7 protein-coding genes and 1 pseudogene are annotated in these 19,555 nt (G+C 68.6%); 5 read left to right on the plus strand and 3 right to left on the minus strand.

The window, feature by feature from the left end; genetic code table 11:
- Positions 1–180 precede the first annotated feature (180 nt).
- The 3 genes from ACY34J_RS18315 to ACY34J_RS18325 form a co-directional block, all read right to left on the minus strand.
- Positions 181–2,442: a UvrD-helicase domain-containing protein gene (locus ACY34J_RS18315; protein WP_462724765.1), complete on the minus strand. Its 2,262-nt coding sequence runs from the start codon at positions 2,440–2,442 to the stop codon at positions 181–183.
- Complete coding sequence (locus ACY34J_RS18320; RefSeq protein ID WP_462724764.1) at positions 2,439–9,365, minus strand: DEAD/DEAH box helicase; 6,927 nt, start codon at positions 9,363–9,365, stop codon at positions 2,439–2,441. Before ACY34J_RS18320 ends, ACY34J_RS18315 begins: the two co-directional genes overlap by 4 nt.
- Positions 9,366–9,561: 196 nt before the next feature.
- The gene (locus ACY34J_RS18325) at positions 9,562–11,001 is read right to left on the minus strand and encodes a restriction system modified-DNA reader domain-containing protein (RefSeq protein ID WP_462724763.1); all 1,440 of its coding nucleotides are present in this window, start codon (positions 10,999–11,001) and stop codon (positions 9,562–9,564) included.
- A gap of 627 nt (positions 11,002–11,628) precedes the next feature.
- Between ACY34J_RS18325 and ACY34J_RS18330 the strand changes: the two are divergent.
- The 5 genes and pseudogenes from ACY34J_RS18330 to ACY34J_RS18350 all read left to right on the plus strand — a co-directional run.
- Positions 11,629–12,393: pseudogene (locus ACY34J_RS18330) on the plus strand (type ISP restriction/modification enzyme); the annotation flags it as partial.
- 938 nt (positions 12,394–13,331) lie between these two features.
- Positions 13,332–13,457, plus strand: a complete 126-nt coding sequence (locus tag ACY34J_RS18335) for a hypothetical protein (RefSeq protein WP_462724762.1) — start codon at positions 13,332–13,334, stop codon at positions 13,455–13,457.
- Positions 13,458–13,725: 268 nt separating this feature from the next.
- Positions 13,726–14,094, plus strand: a complete 369-nt coding sequence (locus tag ACY34J_RS18340) for an SseB family protein (RefSeq protein WP_462761965.1) — start codon at positions 13,726–13,728, stop codon at positions 14,092–14,094.
- Positions 14,095–14,130: 36 nt separating this feature from the next.
- Entirely contained in the window at positions 14,131–14,742 is a 612-nt protein-coding gene (locus ACY34J_RS18345; protein WP_462724760.1) for a hypothetical protein, read from the plus strand.
- Positions 14,742–19,550, plus strand: a complete 4,809-nt coding sequence (locus ACY34J_RS18350) for a putative T7SS-secreted protein (RefSeq protein ID WP_462724759.1) — start codon at positions 14,742–14,744, stop codon at positions 19,548–19,550. The genes ACY34J_RS18345 and ACY34J_RS18350 overlap by 1 nt, the downstream gene beginning before the upstream one ends.
- Positions 19,551–19,555: the final 5 nt, after the last annotated feature.

Consider the following 19,555-nt stretch of genomic DNA (forward strand, 5'->3'; position numbering starts at 1 on the left):
TTTGCGTCCGCTCGCCCCAGTCACTGCGTCGCTACCGCGAGTAAGTGGCCCTGATCACGGCCGTGGTGGCTTCAGAGCTGAGGGTGAAGAGGCCAGGCTGGTCAAGCAAAGAGGCGGCCCGCTTCGGCGAGAGCGCGTGACGAACGCCGCTCCCACTCCGCCGTCCCCGCTTGCCTCGCCTCATCCGGCCTGCCGGGGGACGGAGTTGATGAGCGGCTCGAGGAAGGGGCTCGGAGTGCCATGCCAGAAGATGGCGAGGCTGTCGCGGGAACGGGTGGCGGCGACGAAGAGCAGGGAGCGCGCCCGCTGCATTTCGCGTCGGTGACGCACCGGGTCCGACCGTCGCAGCTGGTTCACAGCGGCGCGGGGGACCAGGCCATCGCTCACACCAGCGATGATCATGCGCTGGTACTCCAGGCCCTTGAACCGGAACATCGTGCCGATGTGGACGCCGCCCGAACCCCGCGGGCCTTCGGGGCCGATCTCGGTTGCCTTGATCCCGGATTCGGCAAGGGTGAAGGCGATCTGGCCGGCCATGTCGTTGGTCGGCACGCAGATGGCGATTTGTTCGTGGGGGATGTCGGCCCAAGAAGCGATGCGCTCGGCGATGGCCTCCCGTTCGTCGTCCCAATCGGCCGTCGGGTGAAGCTCGGGGAGACTGCCGCTGAGCACCGAGCGGTATCCGGCGAGGTTTTCGTCGTTGCCGTCGAGGTCGTCATAGCTCTCGCCGCTCAGGAGGCCGAGGGCCGATCCGAGAATCTGGCGAGTGGTGCGGTAGCTCAGTGTCAGCTTGGCGGAGCGGCCGCGGATGTTGAGGCCCAGGCTGCTGAGTGTCACATGGTTGTTGTAGATGCGCTGGTGGGTGTCGCCCACCAGGAACAGGTCGTTCCGGCCGCGGGCCGTCATCGCCCGCAGCATCTTCCAGTGCGCGGCGTTCAGGTCCTGCGCCTCGTCGACGACGATGTGCCGGTACGGGTACCGCATCCAGCCGCCGGAGCCGGCCTGAAGATGAATGTTGTCCAGGCCTCCCGCATCCTCGCGCTGCTTGTCGATGGCTTGCATACGCCGTTCGCGTTCCATCTCCAGGCGAGCGGCTCGCTCCGCGACCTGACGCCAGGTCTGCTTGCCGAGCCGGTCCAGGCGCTGGGTGAAGCGCTCGGCGAGCTGCCAGATGTCCGCCCGTTCGGTGCGGCTGATGCTTCTGCCGCGGCCGGCTCTGCGGGCCCGGAAGTACTCCGTACGGGAGGCGATCGCCTGGCCGAGGATGATCTGTGACCACTCGTCATGGAGGAATTGCGGATCCCAGGTGTCCGAGCCGAGTTCGTCGAGCAGGGACCGCCATTCGCGCAGGGCCTGGTTGTCGTCGATGATCTGCTTCGCGTTGCCCGGCTCGGCCTGCCGCACCGTACGCAGGGCGAGTTGGTCCACATGCGTGATTTCGACGCGGGACAGGAGGGCTTCGCCGCCGAGTCCGAGCAGGCGGGAGCGGAGGTCGGCGGCCAGATTCTTGTTGAAGGTGGTGAGGAGCACCGGCTTGTCGTGGCCGGGGGGCAGCTGGTCCACCAAATGCCGGACCCGGTGCAGGGCGACGATCGTCTTGCCGGTGCCCGGGCCGCCGCCGACGCGGGCGGGCCCCGAGTAGTCGCGGTCGACCAGCTTGCACTGGGTGGGGTGCAAAAAGACCTTCCAGCGGCCGAAATCGCCGCTCTCCAGCGCCTCGCGCAGCGCGTCGTCCGTGGTGGTGACCACAGTCGCCGGGCGTTCGGCAGCGGCCCGGTAGTCCTCGGTGTCGACCGGTTCCGGTGCGGCTACGGGTGCGGTGACCTGATCGAGGACCTCGTCGTACGAGGCACCGTCGAAGAGGGCGAGGAGGACTTCGGCGGTGAGTTGCGGGGCGTACTCGGTCAGGCCGAGCAGTTGTTCCTCGGTGGTGAGGGTACGGATGACGGGGACCAGCGGTTCGGCGACGCCCAGGTCGATGAGTTGCCGGTCGGAGAAGCGGGCGAACAGCGTCTTGGCCTCTGACGGCGCGATGGGCTCCGCCCGCTGGGGGGCCGCTGCCGGCGGAGCGGGCAGCACCCGCCCCAGGATGCTGTCCTCCACGACCTGCAGATCGACATATTCGATGCCGCCGGTGATCTGGTTGATGCCGTACGCGAGCCGGTCGAGGTTCTCGTAGACCTGTTTGCGGTGCTTCACCGAGACGATCAGCCAGTCGCCGTCGTCGAGGTGGAGCAGCAGCGCGCGGTACTCGTCGTTGACCCGTGCGGACCACAGTCGGCTGTCGCCCTTGAGCTGCTTCAGCTGGAGCCCGGTCGCCTTCGGGTTCCCCTTGAACTTGTGCTGGAAGTCGTAGACCGCCCCCTTGACCGATCGGGGGAGCTTCAGGATTTCCTTGTCCGCCTTGTCGAGCAGACGCAGGGTCACGCTCGAGTTCTTCATCGCCGCTGCTCCCCGAGGGTTGTCGTGCTGCACTGCTGATCACGATGCGCGGCGGGGCCGGATGGTTGTACGCCGAGCAGGCTCGCCAGCTCCTCAGCGGTCCAATCGGCAGCGGGCCGGACCTCCCAGCCGGCGGCACCGAACGCCTTGTCGCGGTCCTCCGCCTCGTAGTCCGCCTCCTCTCCCTCCGGGCGGTGCGCGAGAACGACGCCGATACGGGCCGTCGGCCAGGCGAGCTCTGCCATCCAACCGTGGTCGTCGAGCTCGAAACCATCGGCCGGCGCGCGGACGCCCAGGTCGGCCAAGGCCTTCGAGAGCGCGAGAAGACCGGGCTCGTCCGGGTCGAGGTACTCCAGGACCCGGTCCCAGGCCGGGTCGCAAGCGGGTGCCGAAGGAGCCGCCGTCTCGGCGGTGGCGGCCGGCTCCGGGAGGGGCGGCCGCAAGGTGTACTCCATCACCGACGCCGAGACCGGCTCTTCGCCGGGGCCTGCGCAGGCTTCCTCCTGCGGCACGGCCAGGCGAGCGGAGGTGAGCCACCCCGCGCCGCCCGCAACCGCCAGTTCCTCGGGGGAGAAGCCGGCCAGGCCACTGGTCGTCAGCTGGGCGCTGTCGCCGCCGCCGTGTTCGAGGAACTGAAGCAGGTTGCTCCAGTACAGCCAGGACTGCCAGCGGCGTCGGTGCGCCGTCTCGTCGCGGGTGATCGCGGCCGTGCTGTCGTCGAGGACGGTGACAGCTGTCCATGCCGGGGGTTTGTGACGGCCGTCCGCCGCAGCCGTGAGCCGTCCGCCGGAGGCGTCAACGGCGGTCAGCACCTGGATCGGTCCCTGTGGGCCCGTCCCTGTGGGGGACTCGCCCCGGAGAGCGGCGCGGATGTGCTCGGCGACCTGTCCGGCCGCCGGTGCGGCACCACGCGCGCCCGCCCCGGTCAGGCCCGCGACGGCGGCTTCCGCGCGCCACAGCCAGCGGTCGGCGTCCGGGTCCCGAAGGTAGGCGATGAGCAGGTCCGCAGGGTTGATCCACATCGTCTCGGCCAGCTCACCGGGCATGCCACGCCGTACCTTCGCATAGTAGGAGCGGGCCTTGGCCTGAGCTTCCCTGCCATACGGCTCCCAGGCCGGAGAGGCAGGGCCCGAGGTCGCGTACCCGGCCTGGCGGACCCGCCTCTGCCACTCCTTGACGTCGCCATAGGCGAGCTGGAAGACCCGCAGGCCGGCGGCGCGCAGCCGGGTGCGCTTGGCCGCGTCGTCGGCGAGCCGGTTGTGCCGGGCACTCGCGTGGAACTCGTAACCGTCGAGGTAGAGGGCCAGTCGTCGGCAGGGTGCGTCGAGACGTTCGAAGAGCACGTCGGGCCGGGTACCGTCGAGCACGCGCTGCTGGGACACCCGCCAGCTGAGGGTCTTCCCATCGGCGGCGGTCAGCCGGAGATCGAGAGAGTACGTACCGGCGGTGGTGGTGTACGCGTCGGCACTGGCTCTCGACTCGGGCTGCTGGGCCCACTCCTGCAGAGTGTCGATGTACATCAGCTCGAGATCGCTCTCGGTCTGCCGTTCCAGCGGGATGTGACGGGCCGAGGCGACCGCGGAGGTCTGCCATGCCTCACCGCTCTCGCCGAGCAACTCCGCCAGCATCCACCGCACTTCATTGCGGCTGACCTTGTCGTAGTCGGCCGCCGGCACCCGGCGCAGCAGGCATCGATGGCAGCCGTCCAGGCCCTTCTGGATGCACGGGCAGCTCTCGATGACGTGACGGGCCGCGAGCAGGACCTCCCGGAAACCGTCCGCGCCGGCGAGCCGGTGCAGATAACCGGTGCCGCCGGGCAGCCGGTCATAGACGACGAGGAAGCGGCGGGGCCAGTCGGAGTGGCCGCCGTCCGGCATCGACGCGGGAGCTATGTCGATGTGGTCGGGGTCTCCGCCGTAGCGCGCGGCTATGCCGGTGAACATCGCCGCGGTGAACGAAGCCAGGCGCTCCTTGGCCCGGGCGACGGACGCGGGCAGCAAGATGCGCACGGCTTCGGTGACCAGCTCGTGGGCGAGCAGCAGCGGCACGTCCTCGCCTCTGCCCTGGCCGGTGGTGCTCATCGACGTGGTCCTGCGGCGAGGACACCACAGCAGATGGTGGGCACTGGCTCTCGTGCTGGCGGCAAGGGACTCGGTGAGCGCGTCCTGCGGGCGGTCGGCGACAGGATGGCCGTCCGCGGTGGCGCCGCCACAACTGGTACAGACGTAAAAGGGATTGAGCCGGACGTCGTCTCCGGCGATCGGGACGGTGCTGCTGCCATCCTGGCGGTCCAGGCCGAGGTTGAGCGTTCTGACCACGGCACGGCGGGTGAAGTCGACGCCGAACACGGCGGTGTCGTGCCGCCACGATCCCGGAGCCAGGTGAACCGGGTCGATGTCGACGGTGGTCAGCATCGCGTAGCGCCTGCTGTCCCGCTCGTCCTTGTCATCGCGCACCCGGGCGTCGTCGCGCTTGTCGCGGGCGATGACCCGCTTCGGTTCCAGTACGCGCTGCACACAGCCGGCGTCCGCGATCTCCCGGCCCGCGCACCGCGGGCACGGGGAGGTGTCGGCCAGGGCATTCTCCGTGCGCGCATAGCCGCAGGCCGGGCACAGGCGCCACACGGACCAGGCACGGCGCTCGGGGCTCCCGATGTCCAGGGCGCGCACGACGTGCTTGTAGCCATTGACGTAGAAGCTGTTTCCGGGGGCCAGCTCGGACAGGGCCGGTTTGCGCGAACGCTCGTAGTCGCGCACCTCGCTGCGGTAGGTCTTCCCCGCGCCTGCCTCCTCGGCGCCGTCCGGTTCCGCCGTCCAGTAGAGGGTGGCTTCGAGCTGTGTGGTGGTGTCGGCAAGGCTGTAGTTGGGGAGCAGGCCCAGTTCGACCAGGGCTCCGTGGGCGCTTGCCTGGCCCAGGTCGCGCAGCAGATCTCCCGTGGCGCGGCGCTCGGCCAGCAACTCCCTGCGCTCCGCGTTCTGTTCCGGATCGGTGCGTACCAAACCGTCCACGGCCTTGTCGATCGCCGCGATCCGCCGTCGCAGCTCCTCGCGCCGTCCGGTCCACTCCTCCTCGGCCTCCTGCACCGCCCGTGCGATCCCGCCCGTCGCGTAAGCCCGCAGCTCCTCGGCGGCATGCTCCGAGACACCGGCCTCCTCGGTGCCCGCGACGGAGGGGACCAGCGCGAGGAAACCTTCCGCCAGCTTGCCATCGTGGGTGAGCGCCGCGTCCGCCAGGTCCTGGCACCATCCGCTCGTCCCGAACAACGCCGACGCCAGGCGGGGTGCGGGCTGAAGCCGCTCACCGTCTGCCGTCGTCAGCCGGCCACGGGCGGCGAGGTCGAGCAGATGCGCCAGGTACTGGCGGCGCAGGATCTCGACGGCCGACAGGTAGCAGCCGGGCGGCACGATGGCTCCGGCGATCATCTCCCGCGGCTCGTCCAGGTAGTACAGGTCACGGGCCCGGCGGCCACCGAAGGCGACGACCAGGGCGTTGCCCGTCTTACGGCCCGCGCGCCCGGCCCGCTGGACGTAGTTCGCCGGTCCCTTGGGGAGCGAGCCGAGGAGCACGGCGGACAGGTCGCCGATGTCGATGCCCAACTCCAGGGTGGGCGTGCAGGACAGCACGTTGGGATCGGTGTAGTGGGTCCCGGCCCGGAAGGTCCGCTCGACGCGCTCCCGTTGCGGACGGGTCAGCATGCCCGTGTGCTCGGCGGTGACGACCCGGAAGGTGCCGCCCGTGAGGTAGAGGTGCCGGTAGTAGTCGTCGCGGTAGTCGCGGGGGCGGGTGCCACCGAAACCCGACGTGCTGCTGCCGGAGGAGGACATACCGGCCTGCGGAGGCGTCAACCGTCCGGCGCACCGGTACCGCGGGCACGGGTGCCCGTACCAGCGGGTGCGCCGCTCGGGGTGGACGACCTGCTGCCAGCCGCAGAGCTCGCAGCTCACGAACGCCTTGTTCACGGCGTCGTCGTGCAGCAGCCGCACCGCGATGTGCCCGGGCTGCAAGCCGTACACCCGGGTCGTACGATCCTGGGCGGTACGCACCGCGAGGACGCCCTCGTCGGCCAGCACGGACAGCAGGCGCCGCAGGTACTCCGTGGCGCCTGCCGCGTCCAGTCCGAGGCAACGCCGTGTCCAGTCCTGGTACCAGCCCAGCCGGCCGGTGGTCGTGTCGAAAGCCGACCTTTCCTTCTGCCCGTCCAGCAGGAAGCGGGGCGGGGCGATGCCGTCGGGGAAGGCGGGCATGCCGTCGGGGCGGCCGCCCCAGATCTTGAACCGGGCCACCCCGGCATCCCTCATCCACGGCTCCAGCCACCGGTGACGGACGCCGCCGCGCTGCCTGATCCGCTCCAGCAGGCCGCGGACGAACGCCAGATACCGGTCCGGCGTCGGCAGTCCGCCGGAGGCCACCAGCTGCCCCGGCAACGACAGATGGAGATCCCTGGCCAAAGCGGTGATCCGCTCCGGATCCTCGACCGTCACCTCGGCCGTCGCCGTACGCGTCAGCTCCAGCGTCCGGCCCTGGCGAGACCTCAGCCCGAACTCCATCACCGTCGCGAAGGCCAGCCGCTCCCCGATCAGCTTCCACGTCCGCAGATCGCCGGTGCCGCGCCCCGACAACAGCCGGTCGACACCCGGCTCGTCGTGCAGATCCGGTGGCACCACGGCGGCCAGTGCCTGGGCGTCGTCCACGGAGTCCAGCACGTTTCCGATCAGATCGTTCAGGGGGAGGGGCTCTCCGGACTCCTCCAGGTTGTGCGCCAGCAACGACCGCAGGGAAAAGGTGTAGGAGCGGTTGGCGACATAGCCGGCGCGATGGGCGGCGTCCTGCGTGGAGTCGTTGAACAGCAGCGTCTTGCGCTCTTCCGGCACGAGCGCGATGTCGCCGCCCGTGAACAGCTGGGTCACCGAGGCGGCTGCCAGAGCCGCCAGCCGGGTACCGAGGAAGCGCATCGCGTTGTCGCTGCCACAGGCCGGGCAGCGGTCGTCCAGAGCCGCCCTGTCGGCGGTCTTGCTGTCGGTGATCGCCAGGGCGAACCAGGCGTCCTGCAACGCCGAGGCATCCTCCGCCACCGGGAGTCGGTAGGTCCCCTGAGCGCCGTCCAGCAGCAGAACGAAGGCGGCGTCCCCGCTTCCCCCGGAGGACGGCTTCGCTCCCGTCAACGCGTCCAGCGCCTCCTGGGCCTCGGCGGCAGTGGCCGCGACGAAGTAGCGAATACGCCGCTTGTCGCGGCCCAGCCCGGCCCGCCAGATCTTGTCCTGAGCCATCACCAGCTGCTGCGGATCAGCCTCCGGCGAGATCGCCGCCCAGCCCGAACGCCCGCAGTTACGGCAGTACACGGCCGGCAGATGGACCTCGGCCGGGCGCGGCGCGGTGTCCGTGCCCGGAATCGACTGGGCACGTCGTGAGTCCCGCACCGGCCAACCGCCCGAGGACCCGTCCTCGCCGTCACCGCTCGCGGGCGGAGCCGCGGCCAGTCCTGCCCGGCGCGCCGCCGTACGGTCGTCCTCGTACCAACGGAACTGCGGGGTCCGCCCCACCCCCCGCACTATGCGCCCCACCGGCCGCACCCACAGATGCGCTTCGATGTGCAGTAACGGGCGCGGCCGATGCTCGTCCGACTCCGGGTCCCGAGCCGCCGACAGCAGCGCGACGAACCGCGACAGCGCCTGCAGCGCGAGCCGCGGATTGTCCCGGGCCGCCCGGCCCCACGCCCAGCCGAACCGGCCCAACCGGTCCCGCAGTTCCCACTCGCCCAGCGGTTCCCCGTTCAGCAGGGACAGCACGCCTTGCGTGAAATCGTGCCGCTTGAGGAGCCGGCCGACCTGGAAGGCCGTCAGCCCGGACTTCCCCAGCAGCCTGGCCGCCAGCGTGTCGAGATCGAGCCGGTCGGGGCGCGCCTCGACACCCGGTCCGCCCGAGCAGGCGATGACCTCCTCCGGAGATGGCGGTTCCGGGAGGCTGTAGTCCACGGCGCCGGTGAACCGCTCCGGCGACATCCGCTCCTCGCCGATCACCGCATCCGGCGGGAACGGCATGCCGAAGACCTGGGCGGCCACTTCCAGCAGCCCGGTCGAGCCGCTCCCTTGGGCGGCTCCCGCACCCGGCCCGTCCTGACCCAGGGTCGCCGAGGTGGCCACCGGGCAGATCGCCCCCAGCGGACGACCCGGTTCACTCCGGCCGGTGGCCGCGGCCAACCGCCGCAGCAGCATCGCCACATCGGTGCCCTGCGCGCCGTCGTAGGTGTGGAACTCGTCGAGCACCACATACGCGATCTCGGCCCCCTGCCACAGCGGGCGGTCCTCGCCGCGCTGCAGCAGCAGGTCGAGCATCTTGTAGTTGGTGATCAGCACATCGGGGGGCGCAAGACGCATCTCCTCCCGCCGGGTCATCACCCGCCGGAAGTCGGTGTCCGGCCGGTCGCCGATGTAGAGCCCCGCCGTCACCCGGGCCAGCTCCGGCTGCGCCAGATACTCCCCGATACGACCCGCCTGGTCGGTCGCCAGGGCGTTCATCGGATACAGCAGTACGGCCTTCACCCCGCCGCGGCCCCGGGCCCGCTCCCGCCGGCAGTGATCCAGCACGGGGATGAGGAACGACTCGGTCTTCCCGGACCCGGTGCCGGTGGTGATCAGCGTGGGATATGCCGGCCCGTGCAGGGTGCTCAGACGCTCGAAGGCCTTGGCCTGGTGCCGGTAGGGAGCGAAGCCGGGCGCCCACTCGAGATGCTTGCGCCAGCTGTCATCAGCCCTGTGGAAGGGGGTACGGATCCGCAGATACGGCCCACGGAAGATGCCGCCCTCCGGATCTTCGAGGAACCGCTCCAGCGCGACCCTGGTGTCCTCGTCGGTGAGGGCGTACGTCGTCGTCAGGTACTGGGTCAAACTGCCCCGCAACTGCGCGGCGGCCAGCGTCGGCCTCATGATCGGTCCCCTCCCACCCCGTACCTGACCAGGACGGCGGATCACACCGTATAACGGACCACTGACAGCGGAACCCGGGGTTCACGGATTGGTTGGTGGCCGGACCTGCGGGGACGGGCCGCATGGTGGGCCCGTGCGGCGGCGGACGCTTCCAGGCTGCCGGTAGCCTGCGGACCGCGGTGATCCTCCGGCGAGTTCAGGACTCGTACTCCCGCAAGACTTCGATCATCTTCCGCAGTTTGTGGACGGCGTCCCGGGGGAGCGAGTCCGGGTTGAAGTGCATGACGTCGTTGCGGATCTTGCGGATCTCGTCCAGACGCGCGCGGAAGGAGTTGCGGTGGAGCGACCAGCCGAGCCGCTGCCAGAGCTCCTCGTTCTGAAGGACTCGCTGGTAGTCGCCGATCGACATGTCGTCGAAGGAGGTGATGCGTGTCCGGCCCGGATCGCAGAGGGAGATCACCTCCTCTGTGGTGAACGTACGGCTGATCGCCAAGCGGAGCCTCTGGTCGAGTTCGCCGATCAGGAAGAAGGGCGCGGCCATGTCGCCGTAGGCCTGCACGACGTCCGTAGACGTGACGATGCCGGAGATCTCGTTCTTCTCATTCCTGACGAAGACGAAGTCCGATTCCTTAAGCACCGGCAGGATGTCGATCAGATCGTGGTCGTAGGAGATCTCCGGAACTGAGGTGATGATGGCGTCGGAGAACCGGGCATTCGGGCTGGCGTTACGAGCCCGGGCGATGGACTCCCACGTGACCGCGCCGCGCAACGAGCGCGTGCCCACCTGCACGGCGAGTTGGGAGTAGCCGTTGAGGACCATCAAGGTGATGGCTTCCTCAAAGGTGGCGTCGGGTGCCACGCCCACGACGCCCCCCATCGCGGAGGGGAGATTGCCGACGGTCAGGCCCACCTCGGAGACCTCGTCGTCGGCCGAAGCGATGGAGGCGGAGGTCGAGACGGGGACGAGGACGGGCGCAGCGGCGGCTGCGGAAGCCGCTCCGGAACTGTGCGAGTCCTCCAAAACCGCTGCCACTTGCCGCCGTGAAGCGCTGTCCAGCTGCACGGTCGCATTCAGTGGTACCGCGTGAAAGCTGGGCAACGTGACCAGGCCGTGGTTGGCGAGATCGGCTTCGATGCGCCGATTGATCACCGTCCCCCGCGCCTTCGCGTCCCAGTGGGCGATCAGCTTGCGCACCGTCGTGTGGACAGGCCTGTTCGCATCGGCTCGGCGGCGGGCGTCCTTCAAGAACGCGTGGCGCTTGAGCTCCGGTGCCGACGCCTTCGCGGCTGTGCTGCCGCCGGGTGAGGAGCCAGTCGCCGCCTTGTCGAGGAGCTGCTGGCGCAGCGCGTCCAGTAGGGCTCCCGACGGTACGACGAACCAGGCGTTCCATCCGTCATACGGGCCTGCTCCCGCCGCCACCGCGGCGGCCCGGGAAGGCGACTTGAACTCTTGGCCGTCTGCCAGCCTTATGCTGCCGCTCTCTGTGACCTCCGCTGTGTGCTCCATGCCGCGCTTGGGCTGTGGGAACCGCAACTTCGCCCCGACGTCGATCAACTTTGCGTCGATGAGGTCGGAAAGTGTCACCCTTCGACCGTCGAGCAGGTAGGACGCCTTGGCGTTGCGTTCGGTGGGCACGTCGGTGGCGGACCTTTCGGTGGGGTGGCCCCGGACCGGGGGCGATGACGAGGCAACTGCTGGCCGAAGCTGCATGGTAGAGAGCCCGCGAGGTGCTACGCGGGGGTATCGCCAAACGCTGTAAGGACGCGCCCCTGCGCGTTCCGTTGAAGGTCCACGACACGACGGCCACGTGCGCCCGTCGTGTCAACGTGCGCCCCATTCAGCGCGCTTGGTGTTTCCTCACCCCTTTCCTACCGTCTGAACCGGGGGAAGTCCCGGTGCCCGATTGTCGTAAGGGCGCGGCCGGTGGTCCCAGTGTCCGCTCGGCAGGCCGCCTCCACCGAGCCTCGCGTGCACGGGAGGGGTGGGCGCTCGTGGGAGACGACTGGCTTCAGGCCCTGGTCGCGGATTTCGGGGCCGAGTGCAAGGCACGCCTGGGGACCGGCGAACCGGAGGCGGCGATACGTCGCCCCGTCGAAGCCCTCCTGGAAGCCGCGGGTGACCGCTGGCGGCTCCAACCGCGGCTTTACCCGGAAGTCCGTCGGCCGGAGCTCGGCATACGCCCGGATTACGCCGTGCAGACTGCTGGTCACATCACCGGCTACCTGGAACTGAAGAGCCCGTACAAGGACGATGTGACCCCCGGTGGCCTCAAAGGCCGGGACCGGAGGCAATGGGAACTCATGTGCCGGCTTCCCAACGTTCTCTACACCAACGGGCGCTCGTGGGTCCTCTACCAGGGCCAAACAGAGCCCGTCCGCATCGTCCATCTCGAAGGCGACCTCACCCGATCCGGCCGGAAGCTGCGCGCTCCCGGCCCCGACGGCGCCACGTTCGGCCGCTGCACAGACGGACGGGTCGCCCAATGTGGCTCCCGGGCTGCTCCAGCACCTCAGCAACTCCTTCGGAGGAATACTGGTGACCGCTGACGACCTGGCCGCCTATATCGCGGCGGTCACCGCCCACCCCGCGTTCACTCGCTGCTTCGCCGATGATCTGAACACGCCCGGCATCCGCGTCCCGCTCACTGCCGACCGGGCGCTGTGGGCGGAGGCGCTGCCGATCGGCAGGAGGCTGATCTGGGCGGCCACCTTCGGTGAACGCTTCGCCGACGAGCGGGATGGGCGGCCCGCAGGAGCGAGCGCGGTCTGGGAGGCCGCCGAGCCGCACGTCCAATACCTGACCCCCGTGGGCAGGGATGAGCTTCCCGGCCGCGTGGAATACGACTCCACACATCGCGTCATGCGGATAGGCAATGGGGCATTTGGCCCCGTGACCGAGCGCATGCGCGCCTACGACCTGGGTGGTCAGAACGTACTCGATGGATGGTTGAGCCGCCGGGGCAGCCGACGGTCCGGACGCCGCGGCAGCGAATTGGACCTGATCCGCCCTCAGCAGTGGCGGCCGGAAAAGAGCACCGAGCTACAGGAGGTCCTTGCCGTCCTGTGGCATCTCACCGAACTCGAGCCCGCCCAGGCCCGCCTGCTCGACAGCGTTCTGGCGTCTCCCCTGATCACCGTTGCCGAACTCCGCCGACGTCGTATCCTCGCAGTCGCCGAGCGTGAGACCAAGCCGCGCCCCGCCCCGGAAGCCGACGATGTGCTGCCGGGGCTTGGAAGAGGCGGACGGGCGGGAAGCCCACCCCGTACAACCCCTCTCCGTGGAGCGGGAGAAAGAACGCGCACCGGAACCGTGGCAGCGGAGGGGGCGACGCCTTCGCCGCTCCCCCGGCGAGGCGAAGGCGTAGCACCTGCCGGAGAGGCCAGGCCGGGCCCCCGGCCCCTCCGTGCTGCCGTTGGCCTGTTACACGCTGCTCGACGCCAGGCAGCCTCTCGGTCGAAGTGGAAGCTGAGCGTGGCCATGGACCCCTGTGGATGCGGCTGTCCCCGACGTGCTCGCCGCCCAACGCAAGGAACGCGCCCGCATCCGCAGCGAGAAAAGGCATCCGCTGGGGGGCGCCCCCTCGCAACCGCAGCCTGACCAAGCGCGGCAGCGGAGAACGTCAGACCCTCGTACTACGGGCGATGCGGTAGAGCACGTTCGGACGCAGTGGCCCTTCGGGCACTCGGCGATGTTCGAGCGGTCGCGCTGGAGGTCCTGCGGGAACGCAGGGCCGCCCTGGTCGCCGATCCGCTCTCAGCCACGGTGCAGGGAGTCGCCACCGTGAACAATGCAGAGAACGTCCGTGCATTGGAGCGACAGATCGCAGACCTTGACGTAGTCGAAGAGCAGGCCCCAAACACGGTGACTCCGGTCGCCCTGGCCCGACGGCGCACACGCTAGGTCGTCGCGCATTCGGCGTTCCCTGCCGCGGCCTTCGCGGAGCTGGCAGACTTATCGGCACGGACATGCAGGCCCGGCTCGAGGAGTTCCACCGGCTGCTGGACCGCGTCGACGAACTCCGCGATCAGCGGGACTACGAGGCTGCATGCATGAAGACGATCACGGGTGGCCAACGACGCGCTCGGCCGTAGCGCGATCGGCTCCTTCCCGCGCATGACCGAGGCTGCCGAGGCCCTGAAAGCCGACCCGGCCTGTGGCGGCTCGACATGAAGATCGCGGGGCGAGAACGGTTCGCCCTCCTATCGGCCAGGACCTCGCCCACGCCGTCGTTGCCGTGTGCCAGGGTACGGAGACAACCGATATCGTGCTCCTGTTCGTTGGGCGGGCCTGCCTGTACTGAGGCGAGTGGGCATGTGAGAGGGGAAGCCATAGGTGTCGTTGCCGGAGGAGATCGCCCGGATGCATCGGGAGCAGGGCGTTCCGGCGGCTCTGGTAGGGGAGTTCCGTCGTACGGCCGTGCTGGTTCCGGTGGTCGACGAGGGGCTGTTGTCGGCCGAATACGGCGGCATCCGGTGGCTGTTCGCCTTCTCGGACGAGGCGGCGCTGGTGCGGTTCGCCATGGCCCGGGGTGCGTCGGCTGAGGATGGCTGGGAGTACGTGTCGGTCTTCGGGGCTCGACTGTTGGACGTGGTGATTCCCGCTATTGGGGCCCCGGCCGGAGTGGCGCTGGACGCTGGCAGCGAGCAGGGCGCTCTGTTTCCACCGGTGAGCGGCATCGTCCCACATGCAGTGACGGTGGATGTCGAGTCGGTGACGGCGACTGAGTAAACAGGCGGCACGCGGGTGTCGCCCGGGGGGTGTTGCATGGGTGTTCAAGACGAGTACGGGGTTGACCCGGATGCTCTGGCCCACGTGGCGAAGGGCATCAACGGGGCGATCGGCGAGCTCAAGGAGCTCGGGTTCGACATCGACGCGCAACTTGGGCACGGATTTGACGAGCTCACCCTGTCCAAGATGCAGCTCGGCCACGCCGGACTGGCGGCTGGCTTCGAGGAGTTTTGCGACCGGTGGAAGTGGGGCGTGCGCTCCCTGATCGAGGACGGCAACGACTTCGCCTACCGTCTTGGCCTGTCCGCGGGCCTCTACCACGAGCAGGAGCAGTACGTCTCCGGCACGCTCAAGACCGCGGTCAGTGCCGGGATGGGCAACCCGACCATGACCGAGGAGCAACTCCACGACAAGACCTGGGGCCAGGTCTGGTCTGACAACCCGATCACCCAGGTCCAGCACGCGGACTTCGACCCGACGTCCAAGGAATCGCAGGAGGCGTTCGAGCGGCAGAAGCAGGCGTGGGGCAACGCCGGGGAGGCATGGGAGAACCCGTCTCCGTTGACCCTCGGACCGCTCGGGGTTGGCATCGCTGCGGTGGACGACCTCGAGGAGCAAGTGAAGCCCGGCGATGGGGGTGACCGCTGATGGGGTGGGGCGACGATCTCGAGGCCGGCTTTGATGGCTTCGTCGACGGCGTGAAGAAGACGGCAGGCGAGGTCGTCGAGGCGGACACCGACCTTCTCGCTGGCGGTCTTCAGACGGTCGGGCTGGACGATGCCGCCCACGCGGTCCGGTCCGGCGGCAACAAGGTCGCGGATGCACTGGGCGCCGACATCCCCGAGCTGCAGCTGGGGGGCACGGACGACCCCAAGGAGCTGATCCACGGGGATATTTTCGCGATTCATGAGACCGCCCGGCACTTGCGGAAGTTCTTCCAGGCGTTCGAGCGCGTCGGGCAGGGCATGCGGAAGCTCGACGCGAGCCACTGGCGCGGTCAGGCGGCGGAGGCGTTCCGGGAGAGGTTCGAGCCGCATCCCAAGCAGTGGCTGCGGGCCGCGGACGCCTGCGAGGCAGCGGCCAAGGCGCTGGAGTCGTATGCAGACACGGTGAAGTGGGCCCAGGGCAAGGCCCAGGACGCCATTGACAAGTACAAGGCCGCAGCGGCGGAGTCGAAGCGGGCCGAGGAGGCCCACCAGCACCTTGTCGATGTATATGAAAAGGAGGCCGACAAGTACGGTGCCGCTCTGTCTCTGGGTATCGATCCGGGCAAGGAGCCAGAGAAGCCGGGCCCGCTCATTGACCCGGGCGAGGCCGACAGGGCTGCGGCTCGCGAAATGCTGGCTGACGCGCGTGGCCAGCGAGACGACGTGGCCCAGCGGGCGCACCGTGCAATCCAGACCGCGATGGAGCTGGCTCCGCAGAAGCCAGACTTCATGCACCGGATGGCCGCCACCGGCGAGGACATGGTGGTGGGCAACGGGCTGAACCTGATGCATGCGGGCGCCGGTGCGATCAAGGGCGTGGCGGAGACCCTCAAGCTCGCCCGCACGCTGGACCCGCATGATCCGTACAACGTCACGCACCCGTATCAGTACAACGCGAACGTCGGGATGACCCTGGCCGGCCTGGTCGGCACGGCTGCCCATCCGGAGAAACTGCCGAAGGCGATGCTGGGCAAGGGTTGGAGCCACGACCCGGCGGAGGCGTCAGGGAAGCTGATCGTCGACCTGCTCGGCGGCAAGGGGATCGGCGGGGCAGCCAAAGGAGGCATGGAGGCTGCGGCCAAGGAAGGACTGGAGGCCGGCCTCAAGGACGGCCTCGAGACCGGAATGAAGGAGGGCGCGGAGACAGGGCTGAAGGAGAGCGCTGAGCAGGCAGGGCGGAAGCAGCTGGAGGAGGAGGGCTTTCGCAACGCCGCGCGCGACGAGGGAGCTGTGACGGGCGCCGGCGACCCGGTGGACATAGCCACCGGACGAGTCTTCCTCCCACAGACGGACCTTGCCCTGTCCGGGAGCCTTGCGCTGGCCTTCTCGCGCAAGTACGAGTCCTCGTACCGCGCGGGTCGTTGGTTCGGACCCAGATGGTCCAGCACGGTCGACCAGAGGCTCGAGATCGACGCCGAGGGAGTCATCTTCATCCGCGAGGACGGCGTCATCCTGTCCTATCCTCACCCGGCGCCTGGCGTGCCGACCTTACCGGTTGAGGGGCAGCGCTGGCCCCTGGAGCGGGACGACAACGGCGACTACGCCCTCACCGACCTCGCCACCGGACGGACCTGGCACTTCGACGCACCGGTCCGCGGCGAGGACGGAATCGCGTTCCTTGACGAGGTCTCAGACCGAAACGGCCACTGGATCAGCTTCGAATACGACGAGAGCGGGTCACCCAGCGGCATCGTCCACAGTGGTGGCTACCACCTGCGCCTCGTCACGGAGGGCGGGCGCATCACCGCCCTGCACCTGGTCGGCAGCGCCCAGGACGGCGGCGACCAGCTCGTCGTCCGTTACGGCTACGACACCGCAGGCAACTTGGCCGAGGTCATCAACTCGTCTGGTCTTCCAACGCGCTTCGACTACGACGCGGAAGGCCGCTTCACCGCCTGGACGGACACCAACGGCAGCCGTTACGAGTACGCCTACGACGAGCGCAGCCGCTGCGTCGCGCAGGGCGGCGTCGAGGGCCACTTGCGCTATCGGTACGACTACGACCAGACGGATCCGAACACCGGGTACCGCATCACCGCGGCCACCGACTCGCTTGGCCACACGACGCGGTACGTGATCAACGACGCCCTCCAGATCGTCGCCGAGATCGCCCCGAGCGGCGCCGTCACCCGCTTCGAACGGGACCGTTACGACCGCGTACTGTCCACCACCGACCCGCTCGGCCGCACCACCCGCTTCACCCACGACGAGGCCGGAAACATCACCTCGGTGGTCCACCCTGACGGTCTCGCGTCTACTGCCGTCTACAACGACTTCGGCCTGCCGACAACCGTTACCGGACCAGATGGCGCCACATGGCACCAGGAATACGACGAGCGGGGCAACCGCACGGCAGTCATCGACCCGAGCGGGGCCACAACCCGATACACGTACGACAGCCGGGGACACCTGACCGCGGTCACTGACGCGCTGGGAAGCACCACGCACATCGACTGCAACGAGGCCGGACTGCCAGTCACCGTGACCGACCCACTCGGCGCGGTAACCCGCTACCGGCGCGACGGCTTCGGCCGTGTCACCTCCGTCACCGATCCGCTCGGCGAGACCACCCACTTCGTATGGACCGTCGAAGGCAAACTAGCCGCCCGCATTGCTCCCGACGGCACCGGAGAGACCTGGACATACGACGGCGAGGGCAACTGCACCTCACACACCAACGCGGCTGGCGCGACCACGACCTACGAGTACACCCACTTCGATCAACTCGCAGCCCGGACCGACCCAGACGGCGTCCGCCACGAGTTCACCCACGACACCGAGCTCCGCCTCGTCCGAGTCACCAACCCACGGGGCCTCACCTGGGACTATCGCTACGACCCGGCCGGCCACCTCGCATCTGAGACGGACTTCGACGACCGGACCCTCACATACGAACACGATCTGGCAGGTCGACTCACCTCCCATACCAACGCTCTCGGCGAAACGATCAGCTACTCCCACGACCCTTTCGGCCGAATCGTGGAGAAAAACGTCGGCGGCCAGATCACCACCTACCAACACGACAATGCAGGGCGCCTCCTCCAGACCACTGGCCCCGACGCGACAGTGGCCTACCAGCGAGACAGCATGGGGCGCGTCACCGCCGAAGCCGTCAACGGCCGGACGATGACGTACGCCTACGACGCTCTCGGCCGCCGCACCCGCCGCACGACCCCCACTGGCGCGACGAGCATGTGGACATACGATGCGGCAGGAAACCGCACGACCCTGACGGCCTCCGGCCACACGCTGGATTTCGAGCACGACGCCGCAGGCCGCGAAATCACCCGCCACTTCGGCGAGACACTAACGCTGGCCACAATGTGGGATGCGACCGGCCGTCTGAAAGCTCAGACGCTTACGGGAGCGGAGTCTCGTACCCTGCAGCGCAGGGCCTACTCGTACCGCCCCGACGGCAGCCTCGTTGGCCTCGACGACCACCTGAACGGCCCGCGCACCTTCGACCTGGACGTGGCAGGTCGCGTCACCGCAGTCCACGCCCGAGGCTGGACCGAAACCTATGCCTACGACCAGGCGGGCAACCAAACCGAAGCTCAGTGGCCCTCCATCCATCCCAGCGCAGAGGCATGCGGCACCCGCACCTACACCGGCACCCGAATAGCCAACGCTGGCAAGGTCCGCTACGAACACGATGCCCAGGGTCGCATCACCCTGCGCCAGAAGACCCGGCTCTCCCGCAAACCGGACACCTGGCGCTACACCTGGGACGCCGAAGACCGCCTCATCGCGGTCATCACGCCGGACGGCCAGTCGTGGCGTTACCTGTACGACCCGCTCGGCCGCCGCATCGCCAAACAACGCCTCGCCGACGACGAATCGGTCCTCGAGCACATCGACTTCAGCTGGGACGGCACCACCCTCGCCGAACAAACCACCAGCACCCCGGACTCACCCGACCCGATCACCCTCACCTGGGACCACCACGGCCTGCGCCCCATCGCCCAAACCGAGCGCAAGATCCTCGCCGACGCGCCCCAAGAGGAAATCGACCAGCGCTTCTTCGCCATCGTCACCGACCTCGTCGGCACCCCCACCGAGCTCGTCGACGAAACCGGCACCATTACCTGGCGCACCCGCGCCACCCTCTGGGGCACCACCACCTGGACCCATACCAGCACCGCCTACACGCCCCTCCGATTCCCGGGCCAATACTTCGATCCCGAAACCGGTCTCCACTACAACGTCCACCGCTACTACGACCCCGAGAGCGCACGCTATCTCTCGCCAGACCCACTCGGCCTGGCGCCAGCTCCAAATCCTGCCACCTATGTCGACAAGCCCCACACCTGGAGCGATCCGCTCGGACTCTCGCCCTATGGCAAGGGCACCGCGCCGAGCTTCGTCGTCGACTCATCGGGCGTCGCGCAGGATGTCCGCCACTTGGGGCGGCCGGACAATGAATTGGTTTTTAGTGGCCACGGCGGCATCGCAGTAGGTGACGGCACAGCCGTGACCGTCCCCGAAGGGACGTATGTCGCCACGTATGGCCCCCATGCGGAGACCATTTTTGACGACGTCGGGAACGCTATTGAAACAGGCAACCCGAAACCTCTAGAAGTGTATGGCCCAGGGGAGAAATTGCCGGACTATACATTGTTCCCGCCCGACGACCTCAATATTCTGGGAAGGCCCAAAAATTTGACCGTAACCGGCCCGACGCGTCTATCAGAGTTGCTTCAGCCGAATATGGGCAGAGTACACTGGGCCGCGTGTAGGTCGCTGTTCTAGTAGAA

The sequence above is a fragment of the Streptomyces sp. HSS9-12 genome (assembly GCF_054963655.1).

What these genes read in the sequence shown, in the direction of transcription:
- ACY34J_RS18350 (WP_462724759.1), top strand. Translation starts at nt 14,742, where the DNA reads ATGGGGTGGGGCGACGATCTCGAGGCCGGCTTTGATGGCTTCGTCGAC.
- ACY34J_RS18320 (WP_462724764.1), bottom strand. Translation starts at nt 9,365, where the DNA reads ATGAGGCCGACGCTGGCCGCCGCGCAGTTGCGGGGCAGTTTGACCCAG.
- ACY34J_RS18315 (WP_462724765.1), bottom strand. Translation starts at nt 2,442, where the DNA reads ATGAAGAACTCGAGCGTGACCCTGCGTCTGCTCGACAAGGCGGACAAG.
- ACY34J_RS18345 (WP_462724760.1), top strand. Translation starts at nt 14,131, where the DNA reads ATGGGTGTTCAAGACGAGTACGGGGTTGACCCGGATGCTCTGGCCCAC.
- ACY34J_RS18340 (WP_462761965.1), top strand. Translation starts at nt 13,726, where the DNA reads ATGCATCGGGAGCAGGGCGTTCCGGCGGCTCTGGTAGGGGAGTTCCGT.
- ACY34J_RS18335 (WP_462724762.1), top strand. Translation starts at nt 13,332, where the DNA reads ATGCAGGCCCGGCTCGAGGAGTTCCACCGGCTGCTGGACCGCGTCGAC.